Origin of the sequence: Enterovibrio gelatinilyticus (genome assembly GCF_028683095.1) — a bacterium.
GTDB lineage: Bacteria > Pseudomonadota > Gammaproteobacteria > Enterobacterales > Vibrionaceae > Enterovibrio > Enterovibrio gelatinilyticus.
In genome coordinates this window covers 189,447-201,687 of record NZ_JAJUBC010000001.1, presented here as the reverse complement: position 1 = coordinate 201,687, position 12,241 = coordinate 189,447, and the positions used below count along the sequence as shown (strand labels likewise).

Here is a 12,241-nt window from a genome sequence, read left to right as displayed (position 1 = left end):
TGTGAGCGCTATGATTCAAATAAGTGACATGTGACCAATTTATTGGTATCAATTTTCAAATTAGCACAATAAAATTGGGCCAAAGAAGTTATGTAACGGAGAAATTAGATGGTCGTTGAGTCAAGTGGGTATGAGGCTTTGATCGAGTATTTTGTTGAGAACTTAGGTTCGTTTTCTGCCGCTGGAGACAAAGTCGGCTCTGAAACAATTGAAGACCTTGTTCATGAATTAGTCGCCAGCCAAATCATGACAATCTGTGATCAAATCAAGGATATGCCTCAGACTCTTCGCTTTAAGGTGATGAGTGAAGCAGATAAGGTCGTTGCTGATCTGGAAGAGATTTTGAGTTCAGTTTGGAAGCAAAAACCTACCTATGCGCAGATCAATGTCCTCGAAGAGTATATCGGCCTTGTTAAGAACCTCTTTGATGCTGCTGTTGCTGAGTGCGCTTAGGTTTTGACGCCTTATCGGTGATTGATGCCTAACACCTGTTTTCGTACAATCACTAACTTGTTGTTGCACCCAACCATTCTCTGATTAAAATGCGCCTTTATTCTCTTTAGGCGCCTTTAATGAAACTCCATTCAATTCATCAGCTTTATGATCAACGCTTAGCTCAGTCCACGAAACCTTTTCGTGCGCGAGGTGCTAGCGTGGTTCGTTGTATTCATTGTATGGTTGTTGAAAGGCTTTGTATTTGCGCAGAAAGACGCACTTTGGCGACACACGCGGGATTTTTACTTGTCATGTATGATGATGAAGTATTGAAGCCAAGTAACACTGGCCGGTTGATTGCGGATACGGTCAAGGATACTTTTGCCTACATTTGGTCGCGTAAACAGCCTAATGAAGAGATGCTCGCTCTTATCAAGGATCCTCGCTGGCAACCCTTTGTTGTATTCCCAGGGCAATATGCTGATGAGCAGCGTGTTGTTAGTCAGCCCGTGCTTCAAGAAGGGAAAAGACCCTTGTTCATCATGATAGATGGAACATGGAGTGAGGCGAAAAAGATTTTCCGCAAAAGCCCTTGGTTGGATACTATTCCAGTGCTTAGCATCAAACCCGATGCGCAATCTCGTTATCAGATGCGAGAAGCGGCTGGCGAATGTCAGCTAGCGACGGCTGAAGTGGCCGCGAGAGTGCTTGAATTAGCGGGTGAAAAAGAAGCATCCGCTTGTCTCGACGCTTGGTTTGATGTGTTTCGTGAGCATTATTTAACCGGTAAGCGGCAACTAGACCTTCCCATTCCAGGTGCCTTGGATAAATTTAGAGAGATTCGGCCAGCATAGTCGATAGATTATTGCGACTTACCGCTCATAATCACAGTGGTCAGTCACGCATACGAAAGGTTATTTTGTCTTTAATCACATTCCCAAGCGTTTGAAACAGGGATAATTCAGACAGATTATAGATTTTAGTTTAGGAACAATGGAGTAAAGGATGTATTACGGCTTTGACGTGGGTGGGACAAAAATTGAATTTGGCGCGTTTGATCGCGATTTGAATCGTGTGGCGTCGGAACGCGTGCCCACGCCAGGTGACAACTACTCACTATTGATTGAAACGCTCGCGAACTTGGTTGAAAAGTATGATCAAGAATTGGGGTGTGAAGGCACTGTGGGTCTTGGTATTCCTGGTATTGAAAAAGCCGAGGATGGTTCGGTTTTGACAGTGAATGTTCCTGCTGCAAAGGGCAGAACACTTCGCGCTGACCTAGAAGCAAAAATCGGACGTTCGGTTGCGCTCAATAATGATGCGAACTGTTTTGCGTTATCAGAAGCATGGGATAAATCACTTCAGGGCGAGAAGATTGTTCTTGGTTTGATTTTGGGCACTGGCTTTGGTGGCGGCATCGTTGTAAATGGCAAAGTGCTGTCTGGCAAAAATAATGTGGCTGGTGAACTAGGTCATATGCGTATGCCTATCGATGCCTGGTTGCATCTTGGTGACAACGCGCCAATTTTTGACTGTGGTTGTGAAAAGAAAGGCTGTATTGACAATTATCTATCAGGCCGTGGTTTCGAAATGCTTTATTCGCATTTTTACGGCGAAGACAAAAAAGCCATTGATATTATTTCTGACTTCAAAGCGGGCGTTGAGCGCGACGCGGAATTTGTCGACAAGTACATTGAGATGTTGGCGATGGTTTTCGGTGGTCTGTTTACAGGCATTGATCCCGATGTTGTTGTTCTAGGTGGCGGCTTGTCAAACTTCGAATATATCTATGAAGAAATGCCAAAACGCTTGCCAAAATACTTATTGTCAATCGCCAATCCTCCAAAAATCATTAAAGCCAAATACGGTGATTCAGGTGGCGTTCGTGGCGCTGCTTTCTTAAATATATAGTGCTGTCGGGCGGATATTGAAAGGCATCATACTGATGCCTTTTCTGTATGCATGGAACGATGGCATTTTGATTAACCTTCTTGTTTTGAGGCATTGACGAACTCGCTGTGAAGATTGGTGTTAATAATAAATGGATGAATGATTCTGTGATTTCAAGTGCATCCACGTCGAGAACATTGATCGTACTGTTCACTCTCGTATTTTTTTCTATTACTTCAATTTTGTGGTTTTACGCTGGTGGCGCTAAATCAACATTTACGTTGTCACCGACGGAATTAACCTACCGTTATATTGATGACACCCCGATGGGTGGAGATACTCGCGGTATTGTTACTACAGATGAATCAGGGAATGCCGTATTAAGTTGCACTTTAGGTGAAGCGTATAAGTGGCCGTTTTGCGAGGTCGCGATTAGCATCAGTGATGATGTAACACAAGGTGTCGATCTGACGCATTATCATTCATTGGTGATTGAAGCCGCATATAAGGCGCCAATGCCCAATGAGCGACTACGAGTTTACCTTCGCAACTATAACCCGCAATATTCGAGTGTAGAAGATCCAGTGTCCATGAAATTCAATGGATTGGAATATAACCCTAGTGATGTCTTATCTGAATATACGTTGCCATTGAATGCCTTTCAGGTTCTATCATGGTGGATTGCAGATCGGAATTTGGCGCTAGAGCATGCAGGACCAGAACTGACAAACGTACCACTAATCGAAATAGCAACCAGCAGTACTCCAACTATTGGTGATCATGTGTTGGTGATTAAAAGTATACGTTTTGAAGGGCTTTGGTTATCCGAATCGCAGCTATTTAGAGGGATTACGTCACTATGGTTACTGGTTGTTGTGGTGATTTTGGCCCTCAAGTACAGACAAAGCAGACTCACGTATAAGCAGGAGCGCTCGCGAGCGGAGCGTCTCAAGTCTATCAATATGGCGTTAAAGCAAAAAAGTGAAACTTTGTCTGTGTTAGCAACGACGGATGCGCTGACAGGGCTACGAAACCGTCTGGATATTTATGAAGCGCTTGAAGAGCGTATTACGTCACGTGCTGACAGAAGTTGCACCGTATTGTGCATAGACATCGATCATTTTAAACGCGTTAACGATACCTACGGACATGATATGGGGGATCGTTTGCTCGTGTTGGCTGCAGACATCATGCGAGAATCTGCTTCAGGTGGCGATGTTATCGTGCGTTGGGGTGGCGAAGAGTTTGTGATTTTCTGTCCGAAACGAAATTTAGCACAAGCATCATTCCTTGCAGAAAAAATCCGTTGGGCGTTTGAAGCGGCAACTTGGCCTCATGGTGAATTACTGTCATGCAGTATTGGTGTTTCTTCTATGCGTCAAGCGAGTATCGCAGCAATGATTGCTGACGCCGATGACGCATTATACCGAGCGAAAAACGGTGGTAGAAATAGGGTAGAGGTATTTGCTGAATCGCTTATACCAGCCGATGCCTGACGTAATTTGTACTGTTACGCCAGCGCACTAAACGTTAAGTAAAAAAGCACAGAAAGAGCACAAAAAAAGCAGCGATAATCGCTGCTTTTTCTTTATCGAGAGAGCCGTTTTGTCCAGCTAGCCTATGCCAGCACTATTGGTTCTTCTCGGCATTTTCTTTGCAATGTTTGACAGCGTTTTCCAGTAGGCCTAGTGCCGATGTTTCCGGCGGGGGTAATGCTGCGTCTGAGTTTGCAATTGGAGTGATACGATCGCCCCAACGAATCATGCCTGCACCCCATGTTAAGCCAGCGCCGAAAGCTGCCATTAATAGAGTGCTGTTTGGTGTTACGCGACCTTCTTCTACTGCTTCACATAGCGCAATAGGAATGGTGGCGGCAGAGGTATTTCCGTACTTATGTATATTGATAAATGCTTTGTCTAACGGAATCTTAGCGTGATCGCAAAGCGCTTCAATAATGCGTTTGTTTGCTTGGTGAGGGATAACAAGATCAATGTCATTGGCGGTTGCGTTAGCGCGACCCAGGACAGCACCGGCGGCTGCTCCCATGCCTTTCACTGCACGTCGAAAAATTTCACGACCCACGAAATTGAAGCTGAAGTATCCGCTGTCCTCTTCAAAACGCTGCATGGCAGTACCAAAGGCTGGAATGGCCAAGACGTCACGCCCTTCAGCATCACAGCCTAATTGTGCATCAAGCAAACCCACTTCTTTATCGGTTTGACTGAGAACAACGGCGCCAGCACCATCTCCAAACAATACGGCGGTATCTCGCTTACTCCAATCGAGATACCACGTCAGTCGCTCTGCACCGATAACCACTGCGTGTTTATATGCGCCAGCTTGGATCATTCGCGTTGCGGTTTCTAATGCGTAAAGAAACCCTGTGCAGGCTGCGTTTAAATCGAAGGCTGCAGCGCGTTTCGCGCCAATATCTAGCTGGACTTTCGATGCAATGTTCGGGATCAGCGTATCTGGAGAGCAGGTGGCCACTATGATTAAATCAACGTCTTCGCCATTGATGCCTGCGCTTGCTAACGCGTGTTTTGCTGCAACGGTAGCCATATCGGAAGTGTTAACGTGGCTGATACGCCTAGCGCTGATACCTGTACGTGATGAAATCCATTCGTCGGACGTGTCGATGATTGTGCTGATGTCATTATTTGTAAGCTCAGCCTGAGGTAAACATTTCCCCCAGCCCGTAATTTCTGCAAATGGCATGATAGTCTCTTGTTCTAATGGAATTGCACTCAGTCTAACGCTTGCGCATGGCTGAAACAAATAACCGACGCTTTGGCACCAGTAAAATAAGTGGTTAAACAAAAAAGTGGCCAAAAGGCCACTTGATATGATTGTTACGGCAGAATGCTACCAATGATATGAATTCAAATGATAGCGCCTTCAGTGATCACCAGAACATCCACGCAAAGATGGCGAGTACGGTGATAGCGACAATATTGAGGTAAATACCAGCACGCATCATTTCAGATTGCTTGATGTGGCCTGATGCAAACACAATCGCATTTGGTGGTGTCGCGACAGGGAGCATAAATGCACACGATGCAGCGACTGCTATCAATGCCGAAAGGATCACGGGGGAAACACCGAGTGCTTCAGCAACAGTGGCAAACACTGGAACAAGCAGGGCTGCGCTGGCAGTGTTACTTGCAAACTCTGTTAGAAATACGACAAAGGCAACCACAGCAAGCAGAGTAAAGAACATCCCTGCAGAAGAGAGGAAGCTGCTCAAACCCTCAGCCAAGAAAACACTGGTCCCTGTTGCTTTTAAGACATTGCTGAGACATAGACCGCCGCCAAATAACAATAGTACGCCCCAGTCTGCTGTTTTTTCGATTTCCTTCCATTTAACCACACGAGAAGCCCCGAGAAGGATGATGGCTGAAATAGCGACCAATGAATCGAACTTACTTAAGCCTCCTAGCATTTGATTGATAGGTTTACTAAATATCCAACAGAACACGGTAAGTGCAAAAACTGCAATGGTAATGCGACGTTCATTGGTCCATTCAACGGGCTTGTGGTCCAGCTCAAAGGTGTGGCTTAAGTTTGGTTTAGTCAGTAAATACAGCACAGCAATGGTGATCGGCAATAGTGTCACTGTGATAGGTAAACCTAGCTTCATCCACTCGACGAAGCTCAAGTTAACTTCTGCGGCTGCAATCGCATTTGGCGGACTACCTACAATCGTTGCGATGCCACCGATACTTGCGCAATAAGCGATACCAAGTAGTACAAACACATAGGTTCCACGTTCAGATTTAGCATTCACCTTGCCCAGTACGCCAAGTACCAAAGGAAGCATCATGGCGGTTGTTGCCGTGTTTGAAATCCACATGGAGAGGCCTGCGGTGACGCCGAATAACATCATTACCGCCACGCTCATTCGACCCTTAGCTAGAAGCAGCACTCTATCTGCAATGGCTTGGTCAAGCTTTTGAGTATGAAGTGCCGCGGCGAGTGCGAAGCCGCCCAAAAACAAAAAGATAATTGGGTTTGAGAAATTGGCGAGCGCGGCGGGTGTATTAAACACGCCTAAGCCTACAGCTAATACGGGAACAAGTAGGGCGGTAATACTGACGTGTAGAGCTTCCGTCAGCCAAAGTATGGCGACAAAAACGAGTAAGCTTAAACCTATAACAACATCTTTCTCGTACGGGAGAACGTTCATTAATATGGCAAACAGTGCCACGTCGGCTAAGAGAATTAGGCTATTTTTGTTAAATAGCCAATGTTTGAAAGCAAGGGTTAATGCTGTCATATCGACTTCCTCTAATTATATGTAGGGTTTTTCTGTTGAAATCGAAAGCATTATTGCGTTAGTTAATGGAGTTGTAGAGAGCGTAAAGCCACATTATGAACAAGATGTAGCGCGGATGTTTAAAACTGGGATGGCGTGATTTCTTAATGGGTGGTTTTCTACCCATAAGGTTGGGGGATGTAACTCAATGTGAGGAAATGGCAGGGATGAATTTCGTTTAGCACGGCATAGGGCCGGATGTTTAGTGCTGTTGTTTGTTGTATAGCTATCGTTGAACACGAAGGGATCAGTTAGGCGTGTTTACACTCTCATCGGCCTGTTGAGGAATAGAGAGCGAATCTGTTTTGATGGTCTCTTTTGGGCCCAAAAACTTGGGTTGTTCGTTTAGGACATAGATATCTAGTATCGCCTTAACACGAGCAAGAACTTCACGAGTACGAATTTTAAGGCCTGCAAGTCCTTTTGGGCTTGGAACTGCAAGGCAAATAGCGTCGATATCGTAGAAATCGGCGATAAACAGTGCACGCTCGCAGTGAAAAGCTTGGGTGACGAGCGTGAACTCATCGGCGTCGAATACTTTCTTGGCTCTTACGATGGAATCGAGTGTTCGAAACCCTGCGTAATCAAGAAAGATGCGATCATCGGGAATCCCTGCTCTGAGCATATCCCGCTTCATCGTCCACGGCTCGTTATATGAGCGATGCGCGTTATCGCCGCTGAGGAGTAACACATCAACTTTGTCGTTCATGTATAGCTGTTGCGCGGCTTCAATACGGTACGTGTAATAAGGGTTTAGTGTTTTGCCGATGTATTTACTGGTGCCCAATACGAGACCTATGTTGCGTGAAGGGGTCGCCTCAATAGAGTCATAAATTCGATCCCTTGCCTGAAAAGACACCCAGAGATCCATCGCCACAATACTCAGTAGCGAAGCAGTAATAATGATTGAGACAAAAATTGACGCTTTACGAAATGACATCACAATTTGAAAGGCACTAAAACCAGTGAGGAACCAGAAGGTTAAACTAAAATTTGGAAAATGACAAAAATAACCTCCGCATAATTAAGATCTGCGGAGGTTATTTGTAATGACTCAATCCATGAAGTATTAGAACGAGGTACGTTTGTACTGACGGTACTTAGGTTGCCAGAAAATAGCGTCAATACGCTCTTGCAATGCTTCGTCTGTTAACTCAAGGGCGACGCCTTGTTCAATAGCCTTCTTTGCAACAGCAAGCGCAATATGACGAGATACGGTTTGAATCTCCTCGAGAGGCGGAAGCAAAGGCCCGCGACCAAATTTCGCTAAAGGAGAGCATTCTGCCAATGCACGGCTTGATTCCATCAGCATTTCATCCGTGACACGCTTTGCTTCTGTCGCCAATACACCTAGCCCAATACCTGGGAAGATGTAGCTGTTATTGCACTGGGCGATGGTGAAGGTTTTACCTCCGTCCAATACCACTGGTTCGAACGGGCTGCCCGTTGCCACAAGTGCTTCACCATTTGTCCAACGAAGAATATCAAAAGGTGTCGCTTCAACGCGGCTCGTTGGATTAGACAGTGGGAATACAATCGGACGATCACAATGCTCATGCATTGTCTTGATCACTTCTTCACTGAATAAGCCCGGCGCGCCGGATACTCCGATAAGTACAGTGGGCTTGGCGTTTTTCACGACATCAACCAATGAGATGTTCTGGTCAGCCAGCTCCCAGTGTTTAATGGCAGATGATTTCTGAACCAGGCGCTGTTGGAAATCCAACAAATTAGGCATGGCGTCAATCAACAAGCCCCAGCGATCGACCATGAACACGCGTTGGCGAGCTTCTTTGTCACTAATACCTTCAGAGACCATTTGCGCAATGATTGCTTCGGCAATGCCGCAACCTGCTGAGCCCGCGCCAAGAAAGGTAATACGTTGCTCAGAGAGTTTGGTGCCAGCCGCTTTACATGCAGCAATTAACGAGCCAACAGTAACGGCAGCCGTACCCTGTATGTCATCGTTAAAGCAACAAACACGGTCTTTGTAGCGCTCAAGAATCGGCATGGCATTCTTTTGAGCAAAATCTTCAAACTGAATAAGTGCATCAGGCCAGCGGTGTTGAACTGCTTGGATGAACTCTTCAATGAAGTCATCGTACTCTTGCCCAGTGATGCGCGTGTGTCGCCAACCCATATACATAGGATCAGAAAGGCGTTGTGGGTTGTTGGTACCGACATCAAGTACGATAGGTAGGGTATAAGCTGGACTGATACCACCACATGCGGTGTACAGTGCTAACTTACCGATTGGAATCCCCATACCGCCAATGCCCTGATCACCCAGACCGAGAATTCGCTCACCGTCAGTGACAACGATAACTTTGACGTTCTGTCGAGAAGCATTGTTAAGCATGTCGTCAATACGGAAGCGATTAGGGTATGAAATAAACAGGCCACGACCACGACGGTAGATCTCAGAGAAATTCTCACAAGCCGCACCGACTGTTGGCGTGTAGATAATTGGCATCACTTCGCTGATATGGTTATTCACCAGACGGTAGAACAGGGTTTCGTTGGTATCTTGGATATTTCGTAAGTAAATGTGCTTATCCATGTCATTTTCAAAACGCAGATACTGTTTATAAGCACGTTCAGCTTGTTCTTCGATAGATTCGATAGCTTCTGGCAGAAGCCCCTCTAGGTTGAAGAACATGCGCTCTTCAACAGAGAATGCGCTGCCCTTGTTGAGGAGCGGTGTTTCAAGCAACGCTGGACCAGCGTATGGAATGTAGAGAGGGCGCTTTTGATTATGCATGGAGGAGACAACTCAACTCTTTCAGAATGATATTTTAATAGTAAGTATAACCAAGCACCTTGAATACGCAGGATTCGACAATATAAGGCTAGTTGGTTATGTGAGTAATTTGGACGTTGGAATAATTATCCAGAACGTCAATAGTAGAGGGATAGAGCCTATTGGTTCAAGTGCATTGTCAATAAACGCGTCTGCTGTTCACATAAACAGTGAGCTACACCAAAGGCATTGGGTGGGAAACGACACATAACAGAGAAAACTCATCCTGAAGGTGCATACCTTCTTTTCTGAGGTACACTAGCAGCATTCCCATTCACACGCCTTCGTATTGAATTCATGAGCAAATCTAACCCAATTCAGATGACTCCCTCTAAAGTCATTCATCTTCCTATTGATTCGATTAAATCCGAGGTTGAAAGCGTATTAGCGCATCGCAACGTGATAATCCAATCGGACACTGGCACAGGAAAATCGACACGTTTACCTGTGTGGGCATCTAAATTAGGTAGGGTGCTCGTGATTGAACCGCGTCGTGTCGCGTGCACATCTCTCGCCGGGTTTGTGGCGGAAACCTTAAGCGGTGAAAAGGGCAAATCAGCGGCGGACCGAATTGGGCAACAAGTGGGTTACGCCATTAAGTTTGATTATCGATTCAGCGAAGATACCCAAATAGTATTCGCCACGCCTGGTGTGGTTTTACGTTGGTTTAGTGAAGACAAACTGGCGACGTTTGACGTGATAATGATTGATGAATTTCATGAACGCCGCGCAGAAACCGATTTACTCGCGGCCTTGTTAGTCAAACACAATGCGCATCGATTGATTATTACTTCCGCGACGTTGGAAAGCGAAAAACTCAGTCACTATTTTAATGCGGATTTGATAAAAGCAGATGTAAGTAGTTACGGTGTCACCATATCGCATCACGCGAATGACAGCCAATTGATGCCTTCAGGCAAGCAGCTTGAATTGCGGGTAAAGCCAATTGTCGAACTGGCACTGGCGCGTGGTGGCGATATATTGGTCTTTCTACCGGGAAAAAAAGAAATCAACGTATGTGCGTCGGCATTAAAAGGGCTGGAAGAAGAGTTTGGGGCTGATGTTATTCCTCTTCATGCATCTGTCACGGACGGTGACCGCAAACGAGCACTGCACTCAGCGAGCCATCAACGCATTGTGCTAGCGACTAACGTCGCTGAAACTTCTTTGACGATTCCGGGTATCGTGACGGTAATAGATACAGGGATGGAGCGACGAACGCACCAGCGCAATGGTCGTACCGCGCTCGCGCTACATGCGATATCAAAAGCCAGTGCGAAACAGCGAGCAGGGCGAGCAGGCCGGATAAGCGCTGGTTATTGTGAAAGGCTGTATGGCGAGCACGCGCCGTTGGAGGCTTTTACGCCACCGGAACTTGAGCGTGAAGATTTGATTGAAACCATGCTTGCGTCGGCATGTTGCGGATTCACATTAGATGAATTGTCTTTTCTTTCTGCGTTGCCTGACAAGTCATTGAATTCGGCTTATCACCGACTCATCACAATGGGGGCCATTGAAGACAATGGTTCTGTGACTGAGCATGGCAAGTTGCTTTATCCATTGCCTATAGATTCATTGTTTGCCCACCTAATCTCCGGTATGACAAGTAAAACCAACAAAGAAGCCATGTGTGATCTCGTGGCGATACTTCAAACACCAATGTCTGTATGGAAAAGAAAAGCGGGTGATTTGGCGCTAGATAACGTCAAAGCTTGGAATCAAACGCTGTGTGACGCTGTCACATCTATCGCAGTGCTTCGTGGTGAGCAGCCAGAAGAAATTGATGTTGATCTGCTTGGGTTGGATGAAGCGAGGCGTTTGGCTGTGTCGTTACGTGAGGCGTTTGAACTCCCACAATGGGAGGCTGCTAGCTGTTTCCAGCGAGAATCGTTTTTACGTAATGTCATAGACATTGCTCCAGAGTTGGCCTTTGTTAGAAGAGAAAAACGTCAACAGGCATTTGGCAATGGGATCAGTGAAGTTGTATTGAGCAGAGACAGTGATTTCGCACCAGAATATCAAGCGGCGATAGTGTTTGATCAATTCCACCTAGCGGGAAGAGGCGCTAAACAGACCACGTCATACGCGACCTGTATGTCTCCATTGCCTTATTCTTGGCTCGCGGATGCCAACATCGGGAATATAGAGGTTGCTGCACAGGTTGAGCGCAATGGTGAAGTGTTTGATGTTCGCCATCAAGTGTATGCAGGGAGAGTCATTGCCCAGTTTGAGCATCAAGCTGAAGGGGCGAGTTTGCTTAGGGCGATAGTAAATCAGATTCTTGATGGCGCTTTAATGGAAGGCGTTGGTGAAACGAGTCGCACCCAAATAGCTTACTGGAATTTATATCAACAATTGATCGCGGAAAAACCATTAGCTCCCGTTGATGTTGCTGAATGGCTAGAGGACAAACTGTCAGAGTTAGGGGTTGAAACTGTCGAAGACATGGAACTCATTGGTGATGATGACCTTCATTTCGATGGCATCCCTTCATGGGAGTTCGATGATTTTGTCCAAACCTACCCGTTACGGGTTGTATTGCCTGAACTGACGTTAAGCGCAGAATACTTTAGGTTTAAGCGCACAGTTGTTGTTCACCATGTTTGTGGAAACCGAAAAGACGGGCCTAAACGTTGGGAGCTTCCTTCATGGAATGGGTGGCGCGTGCAGTATAAAAAAGCGAGCCGAGTGGTAGATGTGAAATAAAAAAGCCACTTACCCAAAGGGAAGTGGCTTTGTATATACATCGCTAATACGTTTATGTGTGTAACTTAGTCAATGAAGTCATAGTCAAGGCAGTC

9 protein-coding genes are annotated in these 12,241 nt (G+C 46.0%); 5 read left to right on the top strand and 4 right to left on the bottom strand.

Going from position 1 to position 12,241, the window contains the following annotated elements:
* Nucleotides 1-108: 108 nt before the first annotated feature.
* From LRP50_RS00875 to LRP50_RS00860, 4 genes are all read left to right on the top strand, one after another.
* Entirely contained in the window at nucleotides 109-453 is a 345-nt protein-coding gene (locus LRP50_RS00875) for a DUF3802 family protein (RefSeq protein ID WP_274162633.1), read from the top strand.
* 119 nt (nucleotides 454-572) lie between these two features.
* Complete coding sequence (locus tag LRP50_RS00870) at nucleotides 573-1,289, top strand: tRNA-uridine aminocarboxypropyltransferase (protein WP_274162632.1); 717 nt, start codon at nucleotides 573-575, stop codon at nucleotides 1,287-1,289.
* A 151-nt stretch (nucleotides 1,290-1,440) separates the two neighbouring features.
* The gene (gene nagK, locus LRP50_RS00865) at nucleotides 1,441-2,346 is read left to right on the top strand and encodes an N-acetylglucosamine kinase (protein ID WP_274162631.1); all 906 of its coding nucleotides are present in this window, start codon (nucleotides 1,441-1,443) and stop codon (nucleotides 2,344-2,346) included.
* Between the two features lie 107 nt (nucleotides 2,347-2,453).
* Nucleotides 2,454-3,821 carry a GGDEF domain-containing protein gene (locus tag LRP50_RS00860; protein ID WP_274162630.1) on the top strand — a complete coding sequence of 456 codons (1,368 nt, stop codon included), beginning with the start codon at nucleotides 2,454-2,456 and terminating at the stop codon, nucleotides 3,819-3,821.
* 133 nt (nucleotides 3,822-3,954) lie between these two features.
* On the opposite strand, the gene LRP50_RS00855 is transcribed toward LRP50_RS00860, so the two are convergent.
* From LRP50_RS00855 to LRP50_RS00840, 4 genes are all read right to left on the bottom strand, one after another.
* On the bottom strand, nucleotides 3,955-5,043 hold the full coding sequence (locus tag LRP50_RS00855; protein WP_274162629.1) for a ketoacyl-ACP synthase III: 1,089 nt from the start codon (nucleotides 5,041-5,043) through the stop codon (nucleotides 3,955-3,957).
* Nucleotides 5,044-5,230: 187 nt separating this feature from the next.
* Nucleotides 5,231-6,601, bottom strand: coding sequence for an SLC13 family permease (locus LRP50_RS00850; RefSeq protein WP_274162628.1), 1,371 nt, complete (start codon nucleotides 6,599-6,601; stop codon nucleotides 5,231-5,233).
* A 286-nt stretch (nucleotides 6,602-6,887) separates the two neighbouring features.
* Entirely contained in the window at nucleotides 6,888-7,580 is a 693-nt protein-coding gene (locus tag LRP50_RS00845) for a SanA/YdcF family protein (protein ID WP_274162627.1), read from the bottom strand.
* A gap of 129 nt (nucleotides 7,581-7,709) precedes the next feature.
* On the bottom strand, nucleotides 7,710-9,401 hold the full coding sequence (locus tag LRP50_RS00840) for an NAD-dependent malic enzyme (RefSeq protein ID WP_274162626.1): 1,692 nt from the start codon (nucleotides 9,399-9,401) through the stop codon (nucleotides 7,710-7,712).
* Between the two features lie 360 nt (nucleotides 9,402-9,761).
* Between LRP50_RS00840 and LRP50_RS00835 the strand changes: the two genes are divergently transcribed.
* Nucleotides 9,762-12,146, top strand: a complete 2,385-nt coding sequence (locus tag LRP50_RS00835) for a helicase-related protein (protein ID WP_420791164.1) — start codon at nucleotides 9,762-9,764, stop codon at nucleotides 12,144-12,146.
* The last annotated feature ends 95 nt before the right edge of the window (nucleotides 12,147-12,241 follow it).